A 21,949-nucleotide genomic window follows, 5' to 3' on the forward strand; every position below is an offset into this window, starting at 1 on the left:
GCCCCCACCACCCCCTCGCCGTTCGCGCATATCACCTCGGCCGGTGGAGCGGCACGGGCTCGGTCGAGAAACGGGCGCTGCGGGCGTCGCGTTCGCCGCCGAAGCGGCGTGTGAGGATCTCGTAGAGTTCGGGCCGCCGCCCCTGCATCCAGCGACGGCCGGTCGACATGGGCAGCAGGTCGAGATCGAGATCGGCGACCACCATGGCGTCCTCGGCGGCCCAGGTCTCGGCGAGGATCCTGCCGTACGGATCGAGGATCATCGCGTTGCCAGTGCGAACCTCATCGTCATCCTCGCCCACCCCGTTGCTGAACAGGAGGAAGAGGCCATTGTCATGGGCGCGGGAGGGCAGCCAGCGCATCAGCCACTCCCGCCCGTTCGGCCCGCGCAGCTCGGCCTCGATCGACTGGCGATCCCGGTCCCGGCCCCGCCACAGTTCCATGGGGATCGGGCGCATGCCGTGCGGGCTGCGTGAGGCGGTGCCGCCCGTCTGGTGAGGCGCGATGAGGACCACCGCGCCCAGCAGCGCGGTCGCCCGGACGTTCTCGACAAGGTTGTTGTCCCAGCAGATGAGGACTCCCATGCGCACGCCCCACGGGGTGTCGAAGACGGTGAAGCGGTCGCCACTGGAGATCGCTTCGTGTTCGAACGCGTGCAGTTTCCGGTGAACGTGGACGTCCCCGTCCGGCAGGCACATGGCGTAGGAGTTGAACAGGCGTCCTTGATCATCGATTTCCAGGAAGCCCACGCCCACGGCCACGCCCAGCGTGCCCGCCAGCCCGCGGACGAACGTCACAGACGGGCCGCTCACCGGCTCGGCGAGCTCCTGTAGCCGCTCGGCCGTCTGACGGCGAAGGTGCCAGTAGCCCGTCACGCACATCTCGGGGAAGACGACGACCAGCGCCCCGGCCTCGGCCGCCCGCATGGTGAAGTGCTCGATCCTGGCCAGGTTGTAGGCCTTGTCATCGGGCCGATGCTCGAACTGGACGGTCGCACAACGCATGGTTCCTCCTCGTCACCGCTCCTGCGTGCTCACCACCGAACCCTCTCGCCGCACATTCGTCCAATGAATCTTTGGATCGATGACATAACCTCTGGAAATGGATATCCGTCTGCTCCGCTCCTTCCTGAGAGTCGTCGAGCACCGTGCCTTCGGCCGGGCGGCGCTGGCGTCGGCCATGACCCAACCGGCTCTGACCAAACAGATCCAGGCACTGGAGACGCAGGTCGGGGGACGGCTGTTCCATCGGGGTCGGCACGGCGCCACGCTCACCGACCTCGGCGCGATCCTTCTGCCCGAGGCGGAGGATCTGGTGCGGCGGGCCGACACCTTGGCCGTGCGAATGAACCGGATGGCCTGCGGGGAGATCGGAAGGCTGTCGGTGGGTTTCGGCATGTCGAGCATCGAACTCGCGCCGCGGGCGGTGGCGGCGTTCAGGCGGCGCTACCCGGACGTGGGCATCGTCCTGGACGACATGTCCTCACACACGCAACTGGAGCGGCTGGCAACGGGCGAGTTGGACGTCGGGTTCGTTCGGCTGCCGGTCGGTGAGAAGTGGGAACGATTGCCCCTTCGGACCGACCGCCTCGCGATCGCCACGGCGGGGGATTCACCGCCAGAGAACGCGGATGATGTGGCGCGATGGGCGGCGGGGCGGCCGTTCGTCGCGTTGGCTCAGGTGAAGGGGCCAGGGCTGGCATCACAGATCGAGGGGTTCCGCGCCTGCCTCGGTGTGGACACCGAGGTGGTGCAGGAGGCACATGACCTGCAGACCGTGCTCGCGCTGGTGGCGGCGGGCGTCGGTGTCGCGTTCGTCCCGGTCAGCGCGGGCTCTATCGCACCGGCGCAGGTCATGCTCAAAGCGGTGGACCACGAGGCTGCGACCTGGCAGATCGGGGCCGTGTGGAATCGGCAGGCCCGCAATCCGCTGACCGGCAACTTTGTGACGGTCGTGCGGGAAGTGGCCGCACGGCAAGACGACAGGCCGCCTTCGCCCGCAATGACAAAACCAGGTGCCGGGGACGGGCCGGAAGGGCCATGGTGAAGGAATGCTGGTCGATCACTTCCCGCCGCTCGGTCTGCGGCTGAGGACGCCGCGGCTGGAACTGCGCCTGCCGTCGCCCGAGGAACTCGCCGCGCTGGCCGACCTCGCCGCCGAGGGCGTCCACGACCCGGAGACGATGCCGTTCATGGTGCCGTGGACGGACGCCCCGCCCGCCGAGGTCGCGCGGGGCGTCGTCCAGCACCACTGGAGGACGCTCGGGGAATGGACGCCCGAGAAGTGGGAGCTCGACCTCACCGTGTTCCGCGAGGGCGAAGTCGTCGGGCAGCAGACCCTCTGGGCGCGCGACCTCGTCGTCCTCCGGCAGGTCGAGACCGGCTCGTGGCTCGGCCGGCGCCACCACGGGCAGGGGATCGGCACGGAGATGAGAGCGGCCGTCCTGCATCTGGCCTTCGCGGGCCTGGACGCCGAGGAGGCCGTCTCCGCCGCCTTCGAGGACAGCCACGCGTCGAGCGCGGTGTCGCGCAAGCTCGGCTACCAGCCCAACGGAGTCGACCGCCACGTCGTCCGCGGGGCGGTGACCATCGAACGGCGGTACCGTCTGACCCGGGCCGACTGGGAACGCCACCGCACCGTCCCCGTCACCATCGAGGGCCTCGCCCCCTGCCGGACGATGCTGGGGCTTCCGAAATGACGGGCCGGACGTTCGAGGATCTGGTCGCCGAGGCCGCCACGGTCTCCGTCGCGGGCTGGGACTTCTCCTGGCTGGACGGCCGCGCGACGGAGCAGCGCCCGTCCTGGGGATACCAGCGGCTGATGAGCGAGCGGCTGGGCCGGGCGCGGGCGGCGCTGGACGTCGAGACCGGCGGGGGAGAGGTGCTCGCGGGCGCCGCGGTGTTCCCGCCGACGATGGCGGCGACCGAGTCGTGGCCGCCGAACGTCGCCAAGGCCACCCGGCTCCTGCACCCCAGGGGCGCCGTCGTCGTCGCCGGCTCCGCCGATGCGCCGCTCCCCTTCGCCGACGAGGCGTTCGACCTGGTCGTCAGCCGCCATCCGGCCACGGTCCGGTGGACCGAGATCGCGCGTGTCCTCGCCCCGGGCGGAACCTACCTCGCCCAGCACGTCGGCCCGGCGAGCGTCTTCGAGCTGACCGAGTTCTTCCTCGGCCCCCAGCCCGAGGCCCGCCGCGCACGCGACCCGGAGGCCGAGAGCGCCGCCGCCCGGGCCGCGGGGCTCGACATCGTCGACCTGCGTTCCGAGCGCCTGCGCATGGAGTTCTTCGACATCGGCGCGGTCGTCTACTTCCTGCGCAAGGTGATCTGGATCGTCCCCGGCTTCACCGTGGACCTCCACCATGACCGCCTGCGCGAGCTGGACGAGCGGATCCGGCGCGACGGCGTCTTCACCGCCCATTCGTCCCGCACCCTCATCGAGGCCCGCCGGCCGGCGTGAGGCGGGCGCGCTACGCGGCGGCGCTCAGCCGGTACGCGGTGCCGCTGCTGCCCTGCACCCAGGCGTCGGGCAGCGCCGCGGCCAGCGCGTGCTGGGCGCGCCAGCCGGTGCAGTGCCCCGGGACGACGAGCCCCGGCGCGAGGCCGGTGAGGGCGGCGACCGTGGGCGCGATGACCGGTTCGAAGGCCGGGCCGCCGAGGTGGAGCCCGCCGACGAGCGCGTGCAGCTCCCCTACCCCCGTCAGCCGCTGCGCGTGCCGGACGATGTTGATCGCGCCCGCGTGGCCGCAGCCGGTCAGCACGACCAGCCCGCGGCCCCGGACGTGGACGACGAGCGCCTGGTCGTCGAGGACGAGCGGGTCGTGCGCCCACTCCCTGCCCGTCCAGGCCTGGTGCGGCGGCGGCATGCCGTGCTCGAACTCGGTCGTCCGGTCGACCTCCCCGGTGATCAGGACGCTGCCGTCGAGGAGCAGCGAGGGCTCGCGGCGCTCGATGACCTGGAAGCCCTCCCCGTCCAGCGCCCGCCTGCTCAGCGTTGGCAGCTCCTCGACGTCCCGGCCGGGCACGGCGAGGCGGCGCCTCGTCCAGACCAGCGGATGCAGCACCATCGGCATCGACCGCACGCCGCGCAGGCCCACCATCCCCGCCAGCCCGCCCGCGTGGTCGAAATGGCCGTGGCTGAGCACGACGCCCTGGACGTCGCCGAGGTCGATGCCGAGCCTGTCGGCGTTCGTGACCATCGCGTCGGGCGACCGGCCCGTGTCGAACAGCAGGGTCGTGGAGCGGCCGGCCCGGCGCACCGTGACCAGCGCCGAGAAGCCGTGCTCGGCGATCATTCCCGCGGTGGTGCGGCCGCCCTCGAACTGCGGCGCCGCCACCACGCCCGCGCCCGCGCCCGCCCGGCGGGTCCGCTCGTCATCGCCCAGCAGGGCGTCGTAGACGTTGTCGACGAGAGTGACGATCTCGACCTCGTCCACCGGCTCCAGCGCGACGGGATCGACCGCCGCGCCGCGCACCGGGCGCGGCGCCGACGCCGCCGCCTCACCCGTCCCGCCACCGGTCTCGCACATGGCGGCAGCCTAACCGCCGCGTGGCAGCCTCACCGCCGCGCGGCGTCCGCCCGCGCGCGACGCCCGCGCGACATAGACTGAATGATCACGATTTGGGGCCGGTCAGGAAGGTCGTGGCGACGGGATGGCGGACTCCGGAGAAGCCTCGTCCGTGCCCGGTGTGGACACCGGCACGCCGAGCGTCGCCCGCATGTACGACTACTTCCTCGGCGGCAAGGACAACTACGCCTCCGACCGCGAGGCGGCGGAGGCGGTCGCGCGGGCGCTGCCCACGGTCGAGGGGGTCGCCCGCGCGAACCGCGCGTTCCTCCAGCGCGCCGTCCGCTACGTGGCCGGACGCGGCATCGACCAGTTCCTGGACATCGGCACCGGCCTGCCCACCCAGGGCAACGTGCACGAGACCGCGCGGGAGGAGCAGCCCCGCGCACGGGTCGCCTACGTCGACAACGACCCGATGGTCACCGTCCACGCGCGGGCCCTCGTCGCCACGGACGAGCTGACCACGATCGTCCAGGCCGACATGCGCCAACCGGACACGGTGCTGGACGATCCGCAGGTGCGCGCGCTGCTCGACTTCCGGCGCCCGATGTGCGTGCTGTTCGTCGCCGTCCTGCACTTCCTCCGAGACGAGGAGGAACCGGCGGCGCTCGTCCGGCGCTTCACCGAGGCCCTGCCCGCCGGCAGCCACGTCATCCTGTCGCACGCGGCGCTGGAGGAGCGGCGCAACGTGCGGGTCGGGGAGACCTACCGCTCGCAGGCGGCGAGCGCGAGCCTGGTGGCCCGGACCCGCGAGCAGGTGGCGGCGCTCCTGGACGGCCTCACCATCGTCGACCCGGGCGTCGTCCGCCTGCACGAATGGCGCCCCTACGGCGGCGAGTACATCACCGACGCCGGCTGGACGGCCGTGGCCCGCAAGGACGGCTAGCCGTTCTGTCCCGTGATCTCGGCCTCGATGCCGTAATGGTCGGACAGGACGGTCGAACGCCCGCCGGGAAGGCGGACCTTCTCCTTGAAGACCAGGCGCGCCTTCGCCTGGAGGCCCGGCCCGACCAGCACCTGGTCAATGGCGCCGATCTCGGCGTACTCGGGGCGGAAGGTCGGTTCCGTGTCGCCGCCGAAAACGTCCCGCAGGCCGGTGCTCGAAACGAACTCCGCAAGGTAGGGGGAATCGCGGGGGACGTTGAAATCGCCCATCACCACCAGCGGTTCCGCCTTCGGAATCCGGTCGACGGCCGCCGCCAGCCGGCGCAGCTCCCCCTTCTCGACTCGCGTGTAGACGTTCGAGGGGGACCAGTCCATGTCCAGGTTCGCCGAGAGGTGGGTGTTCACCACGGTGAGGTGGCCGCCGGGGAGCCGGACCCGGGTGAACAGGGCGCCCTTGCCCAGCAGCCATTCGGGACGCGCCGGCCCGGCGGACGCGTATGCCCGGAAATGGCGGCGCGTCACCGGGTGGCGGGAAAGGGTCACCAGGCCACCGCGGACGAGCGGGAACATCGGCGTGTAGGAGACGTGCGGATACGAGGCGGCGACGCGGCGCAGCAGGCCCAGCACCCTCCACGAGATGACTTCCTGCAGGCAGACGACGTCGTAGTCCGACCGTTCGATCGTCTCGGCCAGGACGCCCATCCGGGCGCGGGCCTCGCCCTTGAAAAGGGTGTTGAACGTGAGCACGCGCGCCTGCATGGCGGCCACTCTATGTCACCGCGTTGCCCATCGGGGCGACGCCTTCCGATACTTGGGCGCGACGACCGGACCGCCAATACCGGGCGCGCCGGACAAGAAAGGTTCTGCATGGGATTCCAACTCGGCTTGTTCTCCCCCAACACCGAATCGGGGCTGGCCATCACGACAGCGCCGGAGCGATGGCACGCCACCTGGGACGACAATCTCCGGCTCGCACGGATCGCGGACGAGGTCGGCATCGACTTCCTCCTGCCGGTCGCGCGCTGGACGGACTGGGGGCCGGACACCGACTTCCACCGCAGCGCCCTCGATCCGCTGGTGTGGGCCTCCGGGCTGCTCGCCCAGACGAGCCGGCTCCGCGTGTTCACCACCGTCCACACCGCGTTCCACCACCCCGTCGTCGCGGCCAAGCAGCTCGCGACCGCCGACCACCTCAGCAAGGGGCGGGTCGGGCTGAACATCGTGGCCGGTTGGCACGCTCCCGAATACGAGATGTTCGGCCTCTCGCTGCCCGGCGACCACGACACGCGCTACGCCCTCGCGCAGGAGTGGTGGGACGTCGTCAGGCGCATCTGGTCGTCCGATGAGCCGTTCGACCACGACGGGCGGTTCTTCCAGCTCAAGCACGTCGTGGGCAGGCCCAAGCCGTACAACGGGCACAGCCTGCCCGTCATCAACGCCGGATCGTCCACGCAGGGGCGCTCGTTCGCCGCGCGCAACGCCGACCGGGCGTTCACCGTCGTCGGCGGCCCGCAGGACGGGGCCGAGATCGTGAAGGCCATCCGCACCGAGGCCGCCTCCCACGGACGGTCGGTGGGCGTCTTCACGCTCGGCCATGTCGTGTGCCGGCCGACCAGGAAGGAGGCGGAGGACTTCCTGCGCTACTACGCCGACGAGCGCGCCGACTGGCCCGCCGTCGACGAGGTGATGCGCCTGCAGGGGCTGCACGCTCAGTCGTTCACCCCGGAGATGCTCCAGGTGTACCGCGACAGGTTCGCGGCCGGCCACGGCAGCTGCCCGCTGGTCGGCGACCCCGACGACGTCGCGGACGGCCTGGCGGATTTCGCTCATGCGGGATTCGACGGTATCGCTCTGTCGTTCCTCAATTACGCTGACGAGTTGGGCTACTTCGCCGCCGAGGTCATGCCGCGGCTGCGCGCCCGAGGTGTTCTGTCCGCCGACGATGAGGAAACGGCTTCCCCGCCAGGACGATGACTTCTTCCGATGCCAAGCCGCCCCTGTCCGCCCACCGGCGCGTCCTCAGCAAGGACATGGGAGTCCTGCACGACACGGTCGAGCCGTTCGCCGTCGGCCACGACCTCCAGGCGCTCGAACCGGACGTGCCGATGGACGGCCTGGTCAACGCCCTCGGCGTGGGCTCGGTCAACCTCGTCTGGGTGCGGTACGGGGGCGGCGGCGTCATCGTGGACACGCCGCCCACGGAGGGGCACTTCGCCCTGTGCGCGCCGATGGCGCCCATGGGCGTCGAGTACCGGGCCTCCGGGCGCCGGACGACCTCCGCGGGAAGCCTCGTCCTGTCGCACGACGAGGCGATGCGGATGACGCCGCATCCGACGGAGGGCTGCCTGGTCATCGCGACGAGCACCGGGCGGCTCGCCGACCATCTCGGCGCCCACCTCGGGCGCGGGCACGCCGCGCCGCTGCGCTTCCACGACGGCGGGGAGGGCCTCGTGCCGTCCTCGATCGTCGAGCGCACCTGGCGGTACGTGTGCGACGTCCTCGACGACGCGGCGGCGCAGGGCGGCCTCCACCCGCTGGCGGAGCGCAGCCTGGAGGAGTCGCTGCTGACGGCGATCCTGCTCGGCCTGCCCCACACGGGCACGCCCAAGCTCGCCGAGCCCGCCGACCGGGTCCCCCACCATCTGGCCGGGATCATCCGGGAGTGGGTCGAGGCGCACCACCACCGCCCGGTCGGGGTCACCGACATCGCGGCGGCGGTGGGGCTCGGCGTGCGGCAGCTCCAGGCCGTCTGCCAGGCCGAGTGGGGCATGACGCCCACGCAGCTGCTGCGCGGCGTGCGGCTCGACCGCGCCCGCGCGGAGCTCTCCGTCGCCCGGCCCGGGCCCGGAGCGATCACCGAGGTCGCCGGGGCGGCCGGGTACTTCCACATGAGCCGTTTCGCCGCCCACTACCGGCAGCGCTTCGGCGAGACGCCCTCGCAGACCCTGATGCGCGCCTGAGTCAGCCCCGGGGCCCCTCCACGCCCGTCAAGAGGCGGTCCCCGGCGCGCCGCCCCATGCGGGCCAGGGCCCGGTTGGCGGTGGGCGACACGCGGGAGAGGACGCGGCCGAAGCGCGCCTCGGCGGTGACGAGCACCACCGGCCTGTCGTGCCGGACGGCCCGCAGGATGGCCCCCGCGACCTTCTCCGGCGCGTACCCCCGGCGCTCGGACGCGCGCCCTATCCGCTCGCGCAGCTCGGTCTCCGCGCCGGACGGCAGGCCGACGAAGCGGGTCCTGCCGACGATGGGGGTGTCGATCACCCCCGGGCAGACGGCGGAGACGCCGATCCCGTAGCGGTCGAGGTCGAGACGGAGGCCCTCGGTCATCTGCAGCACGGCGGCCTTGGTGGCGCCGTACGCGGGCATCTCCGCGCTGGGCAGGTAGGCGGCCATCGACGAGATGTTGACGATGTGGCCCCACTCGCCGCGTTCCACCATCTGGCGTCCGAACAGGCGCGAACCCCGGTACATGCCGTCCAGGTTGATGGAGCGGATGCGGTTCCACTCCTCCTCGGACGTCTCAAGCAGAGACCCCGCGATGGCGATCCCCGCGTTGTTCACGACGACGTCGGGGACCCCGAACGTGTCATGGACGTAGTCGGCGAACCGTTCCATCGCCTCCGCGTCGGCCACGTCCACCCCGTAGACGTGGGCTTCGCCGTCGGACGCCTGTATCTCCTCCACGGTGCGCTTGGCGGCGCCCTCGTCGATGTCGGCCACGACGACGCGGGCCCCTGCGGCGGCGAAGGCACGGGCGGTGGCGCGCCCGATGCCGCTGCCCGCCCCTGTGATGATGACGAGGTCGCCTCCGAAGTCCTTGCCGGGGAGCCCGGCCGCGCGCGCGTGGGCGATCGCGGGCGTCTCCGGCCCGCCCTCGACGTGCTCCACGAACTCACTGATCCAGCGGGCGACGAGGTCGGGGTGGCTGCGCGCCACCCAGTGCCCCGCCGGTGCGCGCCGCACGTACAGGCGCTCCACGGGCCCGCGCGCGGACAGCAGGAGCGCCTGCGAGCCGTAGCGGTCCTTCACGGGGACGATGAGCTGGACGGGGACGTCCGTCCGCCCGTCGCCGAGCGCGCCCGCGCCGGCATGGCTCATGCCGGCACCGCCCATGGCAGGACGGCCGCGGCCCATGTTGGCGCGGTACAGGCCGAGCCCGTGGCGGGCGTCGGCGGGCAGCGTGCCGGCCGGGTGCCCGGGACGCGGCTCGGCGCCCTCACGCAGCCGCATCACCCGACCGAATCCGGCGGCGAGGACCCTCGCCGCGACCTCGCCCGCCCAGGGCGTCATCAGGACCGGCATGTAGACGCTGCGCCGCGCCTGCCCGAGCACCTCCGCGACGCCCCGCGGCCCGGACCGGACGGCCTCCCTGGCCCAGCGGGCCATGTGCCGCCGGTCCGGCCCGGAGATCGAGGTGAACGAGGCGACGCGGCCGCGCAGCCGGTCGCCGATGACGGCCTCCCAGCCCTGCACCGAGCCCCAGTCGTGCCCCACCAGATGGACGGGCTCGTCGGCGCCCACGCCGTCCAGGACGGCCTCCAGGTCGCCCATGAGCGCGTCCAGCCGGTAGTCCAGCGGGTCGGCCGGGACACCGGACGCGCCGGCCCCGCGCACGTCGTAGACGACGACGCGGAACCGCTCGGCGAGCCGCCCGGCGACCTCGTCCCACATCGCGCCCGTGTCCGGGTAGCCGTGGACGAGGACGACCGTAGGCCGGTTCTCCACGCCCCGCACCCGCACCGCCAGCTCGATCTCGCCCGACCTCACCCACTGGTCACGCATCGGCACGCCCGCCTGTCCCTAGGAGCTCGTTTCCCGTGAAACTACGCTCCTGAGGCGGCGTGTCCACAGTTCCCTAGCGGACCGGCTGGCGCAGGATCGTGCGCATTCTGGCCGGATCCTCCTCTCGGACGTCGGACAGGTAGACCTCGTGGTGCAGGCCGTTCGGCACCAGGCCCTCGGCCTCCATCAGCGCCTCCATGCGGGCGAGGGAGGCGGGCTCCTCGGAGTACGGCCCACGGTGCAACACCTGCACGCACCGTCCGTCGGTGTAGGAAACGTGCTGGACGCGTGCCGCCGCGGGCAGGCCCGAGCAGGCCCGCGCGCGGGCGGCGTCGATCGTCGCCGTCCCGTCCGGGAGCCGGAGGAACAGGTGCCACCGCCACTCCTCGCGCGGCACCTCGAACGGCGAGCGGTCGTCCTCGACCCACCACCGCCCCTCCAGCGGCGCCGGGGGCGCGCCGAGCGCCTCCATGACCGCGTACAGCGCGCCCACGCTCTCGTAGTAGACGGCGCCTCCCGGCTCGCCCCGACCCGTGACGGCCAGGCCGGTCACGGTCCCGTGCTCCACCAGTTCCGGCTCGTCGGCCGCCTCGTACCACCCCGGTGCGCCCTGGGCGGGCGCCCCCGTCCGGTCGTGCGCCCGATCGGTCGCGCTCGTCATCGAGGATCCTCCACGTAAATCATCACCCGGGTCTCCAGGTGTTCGGGCGGCGTGGTCGCGGGGTCGTTGAGGTACACCTCGCGGACCGGCCCGGCGGGCGTCTGCCCGTAGTCGCCGAACCACGCGAGCACGCCGTGGACCGTGAGCGCGATCTCCTCGTAGGGACCGGTGTGGAGGGCCGCGGCGAACCGGCCGCCGGGCAGGAGGTCGTCGCCGTCCTCGTGCTGGACGGCCACGCGCACGTCGAACTCGTCCCCCATGTCGAGCGGGAACAGGCCGACCAGCAGGCCGCCCGGCCCCAACCTGGGCAGCAGCCGGGTCGCGCACGCCGAGGTCGCCCTGTCGATCGTCGCCGGCGTCGCGGACTCCCGCGCGACGAACACGCGCCGCGCCGGCTCCCGGACGACCGAGACCTCCGTCTCCGGCAGTCCCTCGGCGACCACGCGGTCCAGGAGCCGCAGGGCGCGCCGCCGCCGGGCGACGTCCGACTCGACCCTGTCCCGTGCCTCCGCGAGGGCGCCGCCCTCGCCGCCCAGGACCCGCGCGACGTTCGGCAGCGGCACGTCCATCGACCGCAGCAGCCCGATCAGCAGCGCGTCCCGCGCCTGGCCGGTCCGGTAGTACCGGTAGCCGGACGCGGGGTCGACCCACGCCGGGGCAAGCAGCCCCAGGTCGTCGTAGTGCCGCAGCTGCTTGACGCTCAGCCGGCACAGCCGCGCGAACCGTCCGATCGGGAGGAGATCCTTGCTCACGGACCCCACCCTGGGCCCTCCCGCAGTGGGAGAGTCCAGCTCAGGACGGACGCGCGCTCAGCCCCGTGCACGAACGCAGGCCGTTCCATCGCCGGACCTCCGCCTTGGCGGCGGCGCCCTGCATCGGCACGGGGATGCCGCCGGAGATGAGCGCGGGGCTCCACTTGTCCTTGGTGACCTTGCCGTTCTCCACCTTGAGGAAGAGCACGCCGGACTTCGCCGTCTGGCCCTGCGCGGAGGAGAACACGAAGTTGCCCATGCCGTAGTGGACGTACGCGCCGTTCATGTACCCGCCGCCCAGCGGGATGTGCGCGTGCCCGCCGACGACGACGTCGGCGCCCGCCTCGACGAGGGCCTTGGCGAGCTCCTGCTGGCGGGGCAGCGGGCACCCCTTCAGCTCGGCGCCCCAGTGCAGGTGGACGATGACGACGTCCGAGCCCTGGCGCGCCTCCTTCACCGCCTGCACCATGCGCGGGACGTCCTTGGCCGACGCGAGGCCGCCCTTGGTGTCGGTGGCCGTCCACGCCTGGATCAGGTGGTCGTCCAGCACCTGCGTGGCGCCGACGATGGCGATCCTGTTGCCCTTCACGGTGACGCGGTAAGGCCGGTAGGCGGCGTCCGCGTTCTTGCCGATGCCGACGACCGGGAACCCGCTGCGCTTGATGGCGGCCAGGGAGTCGCGCAGGCCGCCCTCCATGTAGTCCATGCCGTGGTTGTTCGCCATGGAGGTCACGTCGACGCCCGCGGCCTTCAGAGCCGTGAGCGCGGTCGGCGGAGCCCGGAAGGTGAACTGCTTGCCGGGCGCGGGCGTCCCCCCGGTCGTGATGGCCGTCTCCAGGTTCACCATGGCGAGGTCGGCGGCGCGCAGCTGCTTCGCGACCGGGCCCAGCGCCGTGGACGGCTGAGCCAGCCGCCCGCGCAGCGACCCCTCGAAGTGCGTGTCGCCGCCGAAGGCGAGCAGGATCGGCTGCTTGGCGGCCTTCGCCGGCCGCGTTCCGCCCTGCTGCCCGCCGGACGGCGAGGCCGGGGGCGTCGCGCCCTCCGCCTTGGACTTGTCCGAGCCGCCGCACGCCGCCGCGGCCAGTGCCACTCCGACCACGACCAGGGACGTCGCCCCCCGCATGCCCGTCTTCCCCCGCATGGCCATCGCCTCGCCTCCGTCCGGCCCCCCGTGGACCTGTGGGTCGGATCGGCCCAGCATGCCATGAGCGCGCCGCGTCCCGGCAAAGACGTAGAACTCTTTCTCTTGAATCGTTCATGTTCACGGAGACGGCCGTCCGCCCGCGGGCGGCGACTGACGCTCCCCCTACGCCCCGTTCTGTGCGTTAACGTGCAGCTTCATGTCCCTGCGTTTCGACCAGACCGGCTGGCAGCCCCTCCAACCCGGAGCCTTCCGCAACGCCGACGGCGACACCGTCGCCCTCTACGGCTTCGACGTCCCGCCCGACCTGCCCGCCCCCCTGGAGCAGCTCGACCTCCTGCGCCGCGACACCGCCGCCAAGACCGCCGGGTCCGGCGGCGGGCTGATCGAACTGGACGTGGTCACGCTGGACGGGCTCCCGGCCGTCCGGCAGATCATCAAGCTGCCGCTGCCCGACCGCCCGACCGGCGTGGCGTACGTCGCCTCCTTCACGGTGCCCCGCGCGGACCGCAGCCTCGTCCTGAAGATCCAGTGCCTGGAGCAGGGCGTCACCGGGATGCGGGACAGCACCGCGCTCAACCACTACCTGACCGAGTACGGCCAGGGCCGCGACCTCCAGGACATGATGCGCTGGTGGGCGCAGCACGCCTACGCCCCGGAACTCCAGGGCGGCCTGCCCCGCAACCTCTCCGAGGACCCCGGCTGGGACCCGCACTTCCCCCAGCACCCCCTGTCCCGCGCCCGCCGCATCCTCACGGACCTGGCCCCCACCATCGAACTGCACCCCGTCTTCAAAACCGCCCCGCCCTTCGCCCCCTGACCGCGTCCCGAGGGAAGAACGCGAGCGCAGCACGCTGAATGGTGATTACTGGCGGGAAAGCCGCGCAGTGTCTTAATAGTTCACTTTGCGGCATAGCGCGGTGAGAGGCGGGCGGCCATCATAGAGAGACGGTCCCGTTCACAAGGAGTGTCTCGATGGGCGACCGCATGGCCTTCCGCACCTGCCCCCTCTGCGAAGCCCTGTGCGGGCTCGCACTGACCCTCGACGAGGCGGGCACGGTCACGCGGGTCCGCGGCGACGAGAAGGATCCGTTCAGCAAGGGCTACATCTGCCCCAAGGGCGCGACGCTCGGAAGCCTCGACGGCGACCCCGACCGGCTGGCGGAGCCGCTCGTGGCGGGCGAGACCGCCGGATGGGACGAGGCCTTCGAGACGGTGGCCCGGCGGCTGGCCGAGGTCGTCGCGCGGCACGGGCGCGACGCCGTCGCCGTCTACCTCGGCAACCCGACGGCCCACTCGATCGCCGGGCCGCTGTACGGGTCCGCGATCGTCAAGGCGCTCGGCACCCGCAACCTCTTCACCGCGAGCACCGCCGACCAGATGCCCAAGCACGTCGCGTGCGGGCACATGTTCGGCGACCCCCTGGCGATCCCCGTGCCCGACCTCGACCGCACCGGGCACCTGCTCATGCTCGGGGCGAACCCGCTGGAGTCCAACGGCAGCCTCGCGTCCGCCCCCGACTTCCCGGGACGGCTCAAGGCGATCCGGGCACGCGGCGGGAAGATCGTCGTCGTGGACCCGCGCCGGACGCGGACGGCCGCCCTCGCCGACGAGCACCTGTTCATCCGGCCCGGGACGGACGCGTTCTTCCTGATGGCGCTCGTCCACACCCTGTTCGCCGAGGAGCTGGTCGCGTCCGCCGGGCACCTGGCCGGGCGCGTCAACGGGCTCGACGACCTGCGCGCCCTCGCCGTCGACTTCGCCCCCGAGGACGTCGCGGACGTCACGGGCGTCGGAGCCGCGACGATCCGCAGGACCGCGCGCGAGCTGGCCGCCGCCGAGCGCGCCGCCGTCTACGGCCGCATCGGCACGTGCACCCAGGCCTACGGGACGCTGAACAGCTGGCTCGTGGACGTCCTGAACGTCCTCACCGGGAACCTCGACCGGCCGGGCGGGGCGATGTTCCCGCGGCCCGCCCACGCCCCGGTGTACCGGCGCAAGAAGCCGTTCACGACCGGGCGGTGGCGCAGCCGCGTCCGCGGGCTGCCCGAGGTCAACGGCGAGCTGCCCGTCGCGACGCTCGCCGACGAGATCGAGACGCCCGGGGAGGGGCAGGTCAGAGCGCTGATCACGATCGGCGGGAACCCGGCGCTGTCGGCGCCGAACGCCGCCCGGCTCGACCGCGCGCTCGCCGGTCTGGAGTTCATGGTCAGCGTCGACCCCTACCTGAACGAGACGACCCGGCACGCGCACGTGGTCCTGCCGCCGCCGCGGCCCGCGCAGACCCCGCACTACGACATCGCGCTCACCGGGCTCGCCGTCCGCGACTACGCGCGCTACTCGCCGCCGGCCGTCCCGCTGCCGGACGGGCGGCCCGGCGAGGCCGAGATCCTCGCGCGGCTCGCCATGGCCGCCTCCGGCACGGACGGCGACCCCGCCCTGCTCGACGAAATGATCATCAAGGCGACGCTGGAGAAGGCCGTCACGCTCCCCGGGTCTCCGGTGCTCGGCCGCGAGCCCGACGAGCTGCGCAAGATGCTCGACACCGGCACCCTCACCGAGCAGCGGCTCGACATGATGCTCCGCCTCGGCCCCTACGGCGACGCGTTCGGCGGCGAGCCCGCGCTGCGGGAGGAGCCCGGCGGCGACGCGGGCTTCACCGGCCTGACGCTCACGCGGCTGCGCACCGAGTACCCGCACGGGCTCGATCTCGGCGCCCTCAAGCCGCGGCTGGAGGAGGTCCTGTGCACCACGTCCGGCCGGATCGAGCTGTGCCCGTCCACGTGCGCCGCCGACGTCGACCGGCTCCGCTCCGCCCTGCGCGACCCGGGGACGTCCGGCGGCATGGTGCTGATCGGGCGGCGGCACCTGCGGTCCAACAACAGCTGGCTGCACAACGTCCCCGAGCTGGTGCGCGGCTCCAACACCTGCACCCTCCAGCTCAACCCGGCCGACGCCGACCGCCTCGGCGTCGCCGCGGGCGACACCGTTCGGGTCACGTCCCGGGCGGGCGCCCTGGAGGCCGTCGCCGAGCCCACCGACACGATCATGGTCGGGGTGGTCAGCCTGCCGCACGGCTGGGGCCACGACCGCCCCGGGACCCGGACGCGGGTCGCGAGCCGGCACGCCGGGGTGAACGTCAACGCCGTCACCGACGAGCAGGAGATCGACCCGCTCTCGGGCAACGCCGTCCTCAACGGGGTCCCCGTCACCCTGGAGGCGGCCCGCTGACCCGTTGTTTAGCCCCTCCCGGCACCAGGTAGGTATGACTGGCCGCGGAGGAACGCGGGAGACTAGGGTCGCAACAGGCGTCCCAGCAGGACCGCGGAGGAGGGGCATGAACCGACGGGTCAACATCTTCCGGCGCGGAGAGAGCCCCCAGGCGACCGCGCGGCTGGCCGACGCCACCGAGAGGCTGGAGCACGCCGACGGCCTGGACCGTCCCATCCGGGTCCTGTCCGGGGCCGTCCGGCGGGTGCTGCGTCCAGGGCCGGTCAAGGACGCCCTGCACGGCGTCCCGGTCGGCCATCCGGCCCACGCGCCGCTCACCGACCTGCCCATCGGGCTGTGGATGTCGGCCGCCGTCCTCGACCTCGTCCCCGGCACGCGCCGCGCATCGCAGGTCCTCGTCGCCGCCGGGCTCGCCGGCGCCGTCCCAACCGTCCTCACCGGCATCGCCGACTGGTCGGCCCTGCACCGCGAGCAGCAGCGCGTCGGGCTCGTCCACGCCGCCGGGACGGCCACCGCGAGCATGCTCTACTCGGCGTCCTTCGTCGCCCGCCACCAGGGCCGCGACGCCGCGGGGCGCGCGCTCGGCTTCGCGGGCCTCAGCGCCCTCGTCGCCGGCGCCTACCTCGGCGGGCATCTGGCGTTCCGGCAGGCCGCCGGCGCCAGCCACGCCGACCAGCTCGCCCACCTGGTCCCGCTCGGCTGGCACGACCTGTGCGCCGTCGAAGACCTCCCGGACGGCTGGCCCGTCTCCCGCCGCCTCGGCTACATCGACCTGTTCGTGCTGCGGCAGGGCGAGGAGGTGCACGTCCTCGCCGACCGCTGCAGCCACCTCGCGGGACCGCTCCACCAGGGCCGCGTCCTGACCGGCGAAGGCGCCGACACCTGCGTCGTCTGCCCCTGGCACGGCAGCACGTTCCGCGTGGCCGACGGCTCCGTCGTCCACGGCCCGGCCACCGCCCGCCAGCCGTCCTTCGAGACCCGCGTGACCGAGGAGGGCACCCTCCAGGTCCGCCCGGTCTGACGGCTTCGGTCTGACGGCTCCGATCTGAGGCGCCCGCGCATGCGCGGGCGCCTTCGCGCGTGCCCGCCGCCCTCCGGACGATGCCGGTATGGCCCCGACCTCGGGGAGATCATGGGGGTTTCACTGATTGACCCCTTTTAATGGGGTCCGGATGTCCATTATGGGCATTTAGTCAGCGGTATGGAGATAGCCGTTGGCCGTTCCGCGACAAAGCCTTCACAGTGCACACTGATCACTATTCTCATTGTTTGCGACCAGAACGACATGCACGGAATTCCCCTCGGGAAGCGTGATCAAGGAACGATGCCGGACACCTCCGGCACCGAAGATCATTTCGATGGGGGAAGAATGAGGACAAGCGCGCGAACCGGCATGGCACTCGCCGTGGCCGGTGCGGCGAGCGGGCTGTCGCTGCTGTCCGGCGGAGCCGTCGCCGTAGCGGCGACGGACGCGAACCACGCCGAGGCGGCGACCGTCGCCCGCCAGGCGGCCGTCTGCCGGTACGAGGTCACCGCACGGCACGGCCTGGCGGTCCGCAACGGCCCCGGCGTCAAGTTCAAGCAGGTCGGCACGCTGCCGTTCCGCAAGCACATCAGCGCCGACTGCAAGAAGACCGGCTGGACCCAGCTGCGCGGCAGCGTCCCGCCGGCCTGGATCGGCAAGTGGGTCGCCGTGCGGTTCCTCAAGCAGATCACGCCCGTCCGCGTCTGCCGGTACGAGGTCACCGCACGGCACGGCCTGGCGGTCCGCAACGGCCCCGGCGTCAAGTTCAAGCAGGTCGGCGCGCTGCCCTTCGGCAAGCACATCGGCGCCGACTGCAAGAACAGCGGCTGGACCCAGCTGCGCCAGAGCGTCCCGCCGGCCTGGATCGGCAAGTGGGTCGCCGTGCGGTTCCTCAAGCCGATCAAGCCGCACGGCGGCGTCATGGCCGGTGGCGGCGGCACCTCGATGTCGAGCTTCCCGATGCTGGCCGGCGCCGGTCTCGGGGTTCTCGCCCTGGGCGGCGGCATCGCCGTCGTGGCCCGTCGCCGTCAGGTGAAGGGCGTTTCCTGAGCCCATGGACAGGAGAAGGCGCGGCGGCCGGTCGAACCGTTTCCGGTACCGGCTGGCCGCCGCGCTCATCGCGACAGGGACCGCGATGTTCGTGGTGGGATTGGTGCGCGACCATTCCGATCCGCCGCCGCAACCGCCGTCCTCCGACATCGTGCGGCCTGCCCCGAGAAGTGCGGAACCCGAGCCGGACATCGCACTGCGGCCCTCCAATCCCGAACGCGTCAGAATTCCGTCCATCAAGGTCGACGCGCCGATCCGCCGCGTCGCCACCGAACGGGACGGAACGCTCGGCGTCCCGCCGCTCGACCGGGTCCGGGAGGTCGGCTGGTGGGAGGACGGCCCGACGCCCGGCGAGAACGGCAGCAGCGTGCTGGTCGGCCACGTCGACTCCAAGTCGGGCCCCGGCGCCTTCTACCGGCTCGGTGCGCTCCGTCCGGGCGGCACGATCGAGGTCGTCCGCGCCGACGGCACGGCCCCGGCCTTCCGCATCGACCGGATCAAGCGCGTCGACAAGGACGAGTTCCCGACCGACAGCGTCTACGGGCAGCAGGGCCGGCCGGAACTGCGCCTGGTCACCTGCGGCGGCCGGTTCGACGCCAAGCGAGGGCACTACCTGGACAACGTCATCGTCTACGCGTCCCTGATCCCCGCTCCCCGGAACGCCGTTCCGGGGACCCACCGCAAGTCCTGACGGCCGGTCGCCGCCGGGACCGGCCCGACCCCGCCGGGCCGGGCCCGCGGCGGTCAGCCGGACGGTTCGCGGCCGTCGGAGGCCACGGGGTGCTCCACCAGGGCCAGGACGCGGCTCGCCATGAAACGGGCCGTGCGGACGGGGGTCCCCGTCCGGGTGACCTCGCTGACCTCCACGACGCCGCGCCGCGTCGCGATCTCCACGCGGCGCCCCGCCCGGCTCGCCGCGACCTCGTACGTCCGCGTCCCCTCGCCGGCGTCGATCACGATTTCGACCTTGTCGCCCTTCATCCGCGCGAACCTCCGGTAGTCGAACGTATATTCGACTTATACCCGGAACGCCGCGCCCGCAACCCTCCCAAAAGGTGCGAAAGCCCTGGTCAGGCCAGGAGATTGACGATCGCGACGAGGCCCACGACGACGATCACTGCCCGCAGCGCCAGCGGCGGGATGCGGCGGCCGACCTTGGCGCCGATCATGCCGCCGCAGGTGGAGCCGGCGGCGATGAGCAGCACGACCCACCAGTCGATCTCGGCGTCGGCGAACAGCCACATGAGCGTGAACAGGATCGCGGCGGTGCCGTTCACGACGGCCGACAGGACGTTCTTGCCCGCGTTCAGGCGCTGCAGGTCGTCGTCCAGCATGATGCCGAGCAGGGCGATGAGGATGATGCCCTGCGCGGCGCCGAAGTAGCCGCCGTACACGCCCGCGAGGAGCACGCCGACCCACAGCGCCGGGCCGCCGTGCTGCGGCCGGTGCTCGCCCTCCCGGCGGCGCTGCATCCACTTCTGCAGGCGCGGCTGCACGATCACCAGCACCAGCGCGATGACGATCAGCGCGACCACGATGACGTCGAACGCCTCGGCGGGCAGGCCGAGCAGCAGCAGGCCGCCGATCACGGCGCCGACGAACGAGCCGGTGGCCAGGCGCGTCAGCCGGCCGCGCTGCCCCTTCAGCTCGTGCCGGTAGCCGTAGGCGCCCGTCACGCCGCCCGGGACGAGCCCGATGTTGTTGGAGATGTTCGCGACCACCGGCGGGTAGCCGAGCGCCACCAGGGTCGGGAAGGTGATCAGGGAGCCGGACCCGACGACCGTGTTGATGCCTCCGGCGGCCACACCGGCCGCGAAGACGGCGGCCGCGTCAAGCAGATTCACGTCCGTCCCATCCCTGCGCTACGAGTTCCCGACGGCGCGTACATCGTAGGGACGCCGTGGCGGGCGGCCGACGATCGGGGGTCGTTTGTGGCATCCCGCCCGGTTCAGCGGGCCGAGCGGGCGTACCAGCGGCCGTTCTGGCGGTCGATCGTCAGCGGGAGCCCGAACGTCTCCGACAGGTGCCCCGGGGTGAAGACCTCGTCCACCTTGCCCTGGGCGACGACCTGCCCGCTCCGCAGCAGCAGCGCGTGGGTGAAGCCCTCCGGGACCTCCTCCACATGGTGGCTGACCATCGCGATGGCGGGCGCGGCCGGATCGTCGGCGAGCGCGGCGAGCCGGGCCACGAGGTCCTCGCGCCCGCCGAGGTCGAGGCCGGCGGCGGGCTCGTCGAGGAGCAGCAGCTCGGGGTCGGGCATCAGCGCGCGGGCGATCTGGACGCGCTTGCGCTCGCCCTCTGACAAGGTGCTGAACGTCCGGCGGATCAGGTCGGCGGCGCCGAGGGCCTCCAGCAGCGCGACGGCCCGGTCGAGGTCGGTCGAGTCGTACTCCTCCTGCCAGCGGCCGAGGATCGCGTACGAGGCGGTCAGCACCAGGTCGATGACCGTCTCACCGGCCGGGACCTTCTCCGCGACGGAGGAGCTGGCGAGGCCGATCCGCGGCCGCAGCTCGAACACGTCGGTGCGGCCGAGCTCCTCCTCCAGGATCGAGACGCTGCCCTCGGTGGGATGCAGCATGGCGGCGGCGATCTGCAGCAGCGTGGTCTTGCCCGCGCCGTTCGGGCCGACGATGACCCACCGGTCGCCCTCGTCGACCGTCCATGTGACGTCGCGCAGCAGGGTGGCCCCGCCGCGCCTGACCCCGACTCCGCGGAGTTGAAGCACCTCGCCTGCCATCGCGCGCCTTCGTCCCCAATCCGGTGGTCCGTGCTCCCGCTTGCAGGAAAGAACCTATGCGATCCGGGGCGGCCGTGGCCCCCCGGGATCGCACCAGGGGAACGGCTTCGGAACACCCCCGCGCCGCGAGAGGTCCCTTACGTCCGGTGGCACCGGCGATCCGAACGCTTATCGTGGATCGCATGCCCATTGCGGAACGCACGAGACCGAGAATGAGCACGGACGTATGAGCAGGGCCGTCGCGATCGCCCTCGTCGCCTGGGGCAACGCCTGGCTGACGGGGCACGTCGGCCTGGACGAGGCCGTCGACGAGGTCGAGAAGAGCGCGGGCCCGCAGATCGTCGGCGGCGAGCCCGCCGAGGTGACGCTGCGGCGCGGCCTCGGCGACCTGCGCGTCGGCGGCCTGGGGGCGCTGCGGCTGGCCCTGCCCGAACCGGGCGACCCGCTGGGTCTGACCGGGCCGCCGTCCTTCAACGCCGCGGCGATCGAGGCGGGCGCCGCCGCCGTCGCGGTGCTGGACGGGCGGGGCATGGGGCTCGTCCCGTCGGAGGACCGGCGCGGCTCGTCCTACGTCGGCGTCCGCTGGACGACGCACGACGCTTCGGCGGCGCCGCCCGACGTCCCGTCCCTCGCGGAGGCCGACCGGCGGCTCACGCTCGCCATGCGGGACGCCACCGAGGCGCTGCTGGCCGTCGACGACTTCGCGGGCGTGCCGCCCGAGATCGCGGACGCGCTGGTCGACCTGCGCGACCCCGACCGCGGCGACCACCCGCTGTCCCCCGGCTACCCGCCCCGCGCCCACCGCGTCGCCGCCCTCGCCGGCCGCCTCTCCCTGGTCGTCGACCTCGCCCGGCAGATGGACGACCGCGGCCTCAGCGCCGACCAGATGAGGCGCCGCGGCGAGGCCCTCCGCCTCCTGGACGCCGCCGTGCGCCGCGCCCTGGTGGCGGCTTGCAACAGTGCCTTCGACCCGGTGCCCGGAGCGGAGCGCTAGCGGAGCGGAGGGCGCCGGGTCGGACCCGCTCTTGCCGGGGGGCGTGGGGGGTCGCCCCCCACAAAGAAACATCCCCGGTGCCCGGAGCCAAGCGCTAGCGAAGCGGAGGGCGCCGGGTCGGACCCGCTC

General features: G+C 72.7%; 22 protein-coding genes. 12 read left to right on the forward strand and 10 right to left on the reverse strand.

What is annotated here, in order from left to right; translation table 11 throughout:
• Window positions 1-31: 31 nt before the first annotated feature.
• Complete coding sequence (locus ABD944_RS25290; RefSeq protein WP_345180509.1) at window positions 32-1,003, reverse strand: nitrilase family protein; 972 nt, start codon at window positions 1,001-1,003, stop codon at window positions 32-34.
• A 97-nt stretch (window positions 1,004-1,100) separates the two neighbouring features.
• Here ABD944_RS25290 and ABD944_RS25295 point away from each other — a divergent pair, with 97 nt between their 5' ends.
• Genes ABD944_RS25295 through ABD944_RS25305 form a run of 3 tightly spaced genes read left to right on the forward strand, consistent with a single transcriptional unit; the run spans window position 1,101 to window position 3,455 of the window.
• On the forward strand, window positions 1,101-2,045 hold the full coding sequence (locus ABD944_RS25295) for a LysR family transcriptional regulator (RefSeq protein ID WP_345180511.1): 945 nt from the start codon (window positions 1,101-1,103) through the stop codon (window positions 2,043-2,045).
• Window positions 2,046-2,049: 4 nt separating this feature from the next.
• A complete protein-coding gene (locus ABD944_RS25300; protein WP_345180514.1) occupies window positions 2,050-2,697 on the forward strand; it encodes a GNAT family N-acetyltransferase in 648 nt (215 codons plus the stop codon).
• On the forward strand, window positions 2,694-3,455 hold the full coding sequence (locus tag ABD944_RS25305) for a class I SAM-dependent methyltransferase (protein WP_345180516.1): 762 nt from the start codon (window positions 2,694-2,696) through the stop codon (window positions 3,453-3,455). The genes ABD944_RS25300 and ABD944_RS25305 overlap by 4 nt, the downstream gene beginning before the upstream one ends.
• A gap of 10 nt (window positions 3,456-3,465) precedes the next feature.
• Here ABD944_RS25305 and ABD944_RS25310 read toward each other — a convergent pair whose 3' ends face one another.
• Window positions 3,466-4,524, reverse strand: coding sequence for an MBL fold metallo-hydrolase (locus ABD944_RS25310; protein ID WP_345180519.1), 1,059 nt, complete (start codon window positions 4,522-4,524; stop codon window positions 3,466-3,468).
• 151 nt (window positions 4,525-4,675) lie between these two features.
• Here ABD944_RS25310 and ABD944_RS25315 point away from each other — a divergent pair, with 151 nt between their 5' ends.
• On the forward strand, window positions 4,676-5,449 hold the full coding sequence (locus tag ABD944_RS25315; RefSeq protein WP_345180521.1) for an SAM-dependent methyltransferase: 774 nt from the start codon (window positions 4,676-4,678) through the stop codon (window positions 5,447-5,449).
• Here the strand turns inward: ABD944_RS25315 and ABD944_RS25320 are convergent.
• On the reverse strand, window positions 5,446-6,207 hold the full coding sequence (locus tag ABD944_RS25320) for an endonuclease/exonuclease/phosphatase family protein (RefSeq protein ID WP_345180523.1): 762 nt from the start codon (window positions 6,205-6,207) through the stop codon (window positions 5,446-5,448). The two genes, ABD944_RS25315 and ABD944_RS25320, sit on opposite strands and share 4 nt — an antisense overlap.
• Before the next feature lie 108 nt (window positions 6,208-6,315).
• On the opposite strand from ABD944_RS25320, the gene ABD944_RS25325 reads away from it, so the two are divergent.
• Both ABD944_RS25325 and ABD944_RS25330 read left to right on the forward strand, forming a co-directional pair.
• Window positions 6,316-7,422 (forward strand): LLM class flavin-dependent oxidoreductase, encoded by a 1,107-nt coding sequence (locus tag ABD944_RS25325; RefSeq protein ID WP_345180525.1) that lies wholly within the window; start codon window positions 6,316-6,318, stop codon window positions 7,420-7,422.
• The gene (locus tag ABD944_RS25330; protein ID WP_345180526.1) at window positions 7,419-8,408 is read left to right on the forward strand and encodes an AraC family transcriptional regulator; all 990 of its coding nucleotides are present in this window, start codon (window positions 7,419-7,421) and stop codon (window positions 8,406-8,408) included. Before ABD944_RS25325 ends, ABD944_RS25330 begins: the two co-directional genes overlap by 4 nt.
• Before the next feature lies 1 nt (window position 8,409).
• Here the strand turns inward: ABD944_RS25330 and ABD944_RS25335 are convergent, their stop codons facing one another.
• From ABD944_RS25335 to ABD944_RS25350, 4 genes are all read right to left on the reverse strand, one after another.
• Window positions 8,410-10,230 carry an SDR family oxidoreductase gene (locus ABD944_RS25335; RefSeq protein WP_345180553.1) on the reverse strand — a complete coding sequence of 607 codons (1,821 nt, stop codon included), beginning with the start codon at window positions 10,228-10,230 and terminating at the stop codon, window positions 8,410-8,412.
• Window positions 10,231-10,303: 73 nt separating this feature from the next.
• The gene (locus tag ABD944_RS25340; protein ID WP_345180529.1) at window positions 10,304-10,891 is read right to left on the reverse strand and encodes a GyrI-like domain-containing protein; all 588 of its coding nucleotides are present in this window, start codon (window positions 10,889-10,891) and stop codon (window positions 10,304-10,306) included.
• Window positions 10,888-11,643: a MerR family transcriptional regulator gene (locus ABD944_RS25345; RefSeq protein ID WP_345180533.1), complete on the reverse strand. Its 756-nt coding sequence runs from the start codon at window positions 11,641-11,643 to the stop codon at window positions 10,888-10,890. The genes ABD944_RS25340 and ABD944_RS25345 overlap by 4 nt, the downstream gene beginning before the upstream one ends.
• Before the next feature lie 40 nt (window positions 11,644-11,683).
• Window positions 11,684-12,784, reverse strand: coding sequence for a CapA family protein (locus tag ABD944_RS25350; RefSeq protein ID WP_378189819.1), 1,101 nt, complete (start codon window positions 12,782-12,784; stop codon window positions 11,684-11,686).
• A gap of 199 nt (window positions 12,785-12,983) precedes the next feature.
• Between ABD944_RS25350 and ABD944_RS25355 the strand changes: the two genes are divergently transcribed.
• The 5 genes from ABD944_RS25355 (at window position 12,984) to ABD944_RS25375 (ending at window position 18,780) form a co-directional block, all read left to right on the forward strand.
• Window positions 12,984-13,604 (forward strand): hypothetical protein, encoded by a 621-nt coding sequence (locus ABD944_RS25355; RefSeq protein WP_345180538.1) that lies wholly within the window; start codon window positions 12,984-12,986, stop codon window positions 13,602-13,604.
• A gap of 155 nt (window positions 13,605-13,759) precedes the next feature.
• The gene (locus ABD944_RS25360) at window positions 13,760-16,015 is read left to right on the forward strand and encodes a molybdopterin oxidoreductase family protein (protein ID WP_345180540.1); all 2,256 of its coding nucleotides are present in this window, start codon (window positions 13,760-13,762) and stop codon (window positions 16,013-16,015) included.
• A 106-nt stretch (window positions 16,016-16,121) separates the two neighbouring features.
• Window positions 16,122-17,036, forward strand: a complete 915-nt coding sequence (locus tag ABD944_RS25365) for a Rieske (2Fe-2S) protein (protein ID WP_345180541.1) — start codon at window positions 16,122-16,124, stop codon at window positions 17,034-17,036.
• Window positions 17,037-17,408: 372 nt separating this feature from the next.
• A complete protein-coding gene (locus ABD944_RS25370; RefSeq protein WP_345180542.1) occupies window positions 17,409-18,089 on the forward strand; it encodes an SH3 domain-containing protein in 681 nt (226 codons plus the stop codon).
• Window positions 18,090-18,093: 4 nt separating this feature from the next.
• Window positions 18,094-18,780 carry a class F sortase gene (locus ABD944_RS25375; RefSeq protein ID WP_345180544.1) on the forward strand — a complete coding sequence of 229 codons (687 nt, stop codon included), beginning with the start codon at window positions 18,094-18,096 and terminating at the stop codon, window positions 18,778-18,780.
• Between the two features lie 53 nt (window positions 18,781-18,833).
• Here ABD944_RS25375 and ABD944_RS25380 read toward each other — a convergent pair whose 3' ends face one another.
• The 3 genes from ABD944_RS25380 to ABD944_RS25390 all read right to left on the reverse strand — a co-directional run bounded on the left by ABD944_RS25380 (window position 18,834) and on the right by ABD944_RS25390 (window position 20,826).
• A complete protein-coding gene (locus tag ABD944_RS25380) occupies window positions 18,834-19,070 on the reverse strand; it encodes a hypothetical protein (protein WP_345180545.1) in 237 nt (78 codons plus the stop codon).
• Between the two features lie 89 nt (window positions 19,071-19,159).
• On the reverse strand, window positions 19,160-19,933 hold the full coding sequence (locus ABD944_RS25385; protein ID WP_345180546.1) for a sulfite exporter TauE/SafE family protein: 774 nt from the start codon (window positions 19,931-19,933) through the stop codon (window positions 19,160-19,162).
• A 104-nt stretch (window positions 19,934-20,037) separates the two neighbouring features.
• On the reverse strand, window positions 20,038-20,826 hold the full coding sequence (locus ABD944_RS25390; protein ID WP_345180549.1) for an ABC transporter ATP-binding protein: 789 nt from the start codon (window positions 20,824-20,826) through the stop codon (window positions 20,038-20,040).
• Between the two features lie 226 nt (window positions 20,827-21,052).
• On the opposite strand from ABD944_RS25390, the gene ABD944_RS25395 reads away from it, so the two are divergent.
• Complete coding sequence (locus ABD944_RS25395; RefSeq protein ID WP_345180551.1) at window positions 21,053-21,820, forward strand: hypothetical protein; 768 nt, start codon at window positions 21,053-21,055, stop codon at window positions 21,818-21,820.
• Window positions 21,821-21,949 lie beyond the last annotated feature (129 nt).

The sequence above is a fragment of the Actinomadura verrucosospora genome (assembly GCF_039540335.1).
In the GTDB taxonomy this organism is placed as follows: Bacteria; Actinomycetota; Actinomycetes; order Streptosporangiales; family Streptosporangiaceae; genus Spirillospora; species Spirillospora verrucosospora.

What these genes read in the sequence shown, in the direction of transcription:
- ABD944_RS25300 (WP_345180514.1), top strand. Translation starts at nt 2,050, where the DNA reads ATGCTGGTCGATCACTTCCCGCCGCTCGGTCTGCGGCTGAGGACGCCG.
- ABD944_RS25295 (WP_345180511.1), top strand. Translation starts at nt 1,101, where the DNA reads ATGGATATCCGTCTGCTCCGCTCCTTCCTGAGAGTCGTCGAGCACCGT.
- ABD944_RS25305 (WP_345180516.1), top strand. Translation starts at nt 2,694, where the DNA reads ATGACGGGCCGGACGTTCGAGGATCTGGTCGCCGAGGCCGCCACGGTC.
- ABD944_RS25320 (WP_345180523.1), bottom strand. Translation starts at nt 6,207, where the DNA reads ATGCAGGCGCGCGTGCTCACGTTCAACACCCTTTTCAAGGGCGAGGCC.
- ABD944_RS25330 (WP_345180526.1), top strand. Translation starts at nt 7,419, where the DNA reads ATGACTTCTTCCGATGCCAAGCCGCCCCTGTCCGCCCACCGGCGCGTC.
- ABD944_RS25370 (WP_345180542.1), top strand. Translation starts at nt 17,409, where the DNA reads ATGGCACTCGCCGTGGCCGGTGCGGCGAGCGGGCTGTCGCTGCTGTCC.
- ABD944_RS25310 (WP_345180519.1), bottom strand. Translation starts at nt 4,524, where the DNA reads ATGTGCGAGACCGGTGGCGGGACGGGTGAGGCGGCGGCGTCGGCGCCG.
- ABD944_RS25350 (WP_378189819.1), bottom strand. Translation starts at nt 12,784, where the DNA reads ATGCGGGGGAAGACGGGCATGCGGGGGGCGACGTCCCTGGTCGTGGTC.
- ABD944_RS25375 (WP_345180544.1), top strand. Translation starts at nt 18,094, where the DNA reads ATGGACAGGAGAAGGCGCGGCGGCCGGTCGAACCGTTTCCGGTACCGG.
- ABD944_RS25380 (WP_345180545.1), bottom strand. Translation starts at nt 19,070, where the DNA reads ATGAAGGGCGACAAGGTCGAAATCGTGATCGACGCCGGCGAGGGGACG.
- ABD944_RS25325 (WP_345180525.1), top strand. Translation starts at nt 6,316, where the DNA reads ATGGGATTCCAACTCGGCTTGTTCTCCCCCAACACCGAATCGGGGCTG.
- ABD944_RS25360 (WP_345180540.1), top strand. Translation starts at nt 13,760, where the DNA reads ATGGGCGACCGCATGGCCTTCCGCACCTGCCCCCTCTGCGAAGCCCTG.
- ABD944_RS25290 (WP_345180509.1), bottom strand. Translation starts at nt 1,003, where the DNA reads ATGCGTTGTGCGACCGTCCAGTTCGAGCATCGGCCCGATGACAAGGCC.
- ABD944_RS25335 (WP_345180553.1), bottom strand. Translation starts at nt 10,230, where the DNA reads ATGCGTGACCAGTGGGTGAGGTCGGGCGAGATCGAGCTGGCGGTGCGG.
- ABD944_RS25340 (WP_345180529.1), bottom strand. Translation starts at nt 10,891, where the DNA reads ATGACGAGCGCGACCGATCGGGCGCACGACCGGACGGGGGCGCCCGCC.
- ABD944_RS25390 (WP_345180549.1), bottom strand. Translation starts at nt 20,826, where the DNA reads ATGGCAGGCGAGGTGCTTCAACTCCGCGGAGTCGGGGTCAGGCGCGGC.
- ABD944_RS25365 (WP_345180541.1), top strand. Translation starts at nt 16,122, where the DNA reads ATGAACCGACGGGTCAACATCTTCCGGCGCGGAGAGAGCCCCCAGGCG.
- ABD944_RS25395 (WP_345180551.1), top strand. Translation starts at nt 21,053, where the DNA reads ATGAGCAGGGCCGTCGCGATCGCCCTCGTCGCCTGGGGCAACGCCTGG.
- ABD944_RS25355 (WP_345180538.1), top strand. Translation starts at nt 12,984, where the DNA reads ATGTCCCTGCGTTTCGACCAGACCGGCTGGCAGCCCCTCCAACCCGGA.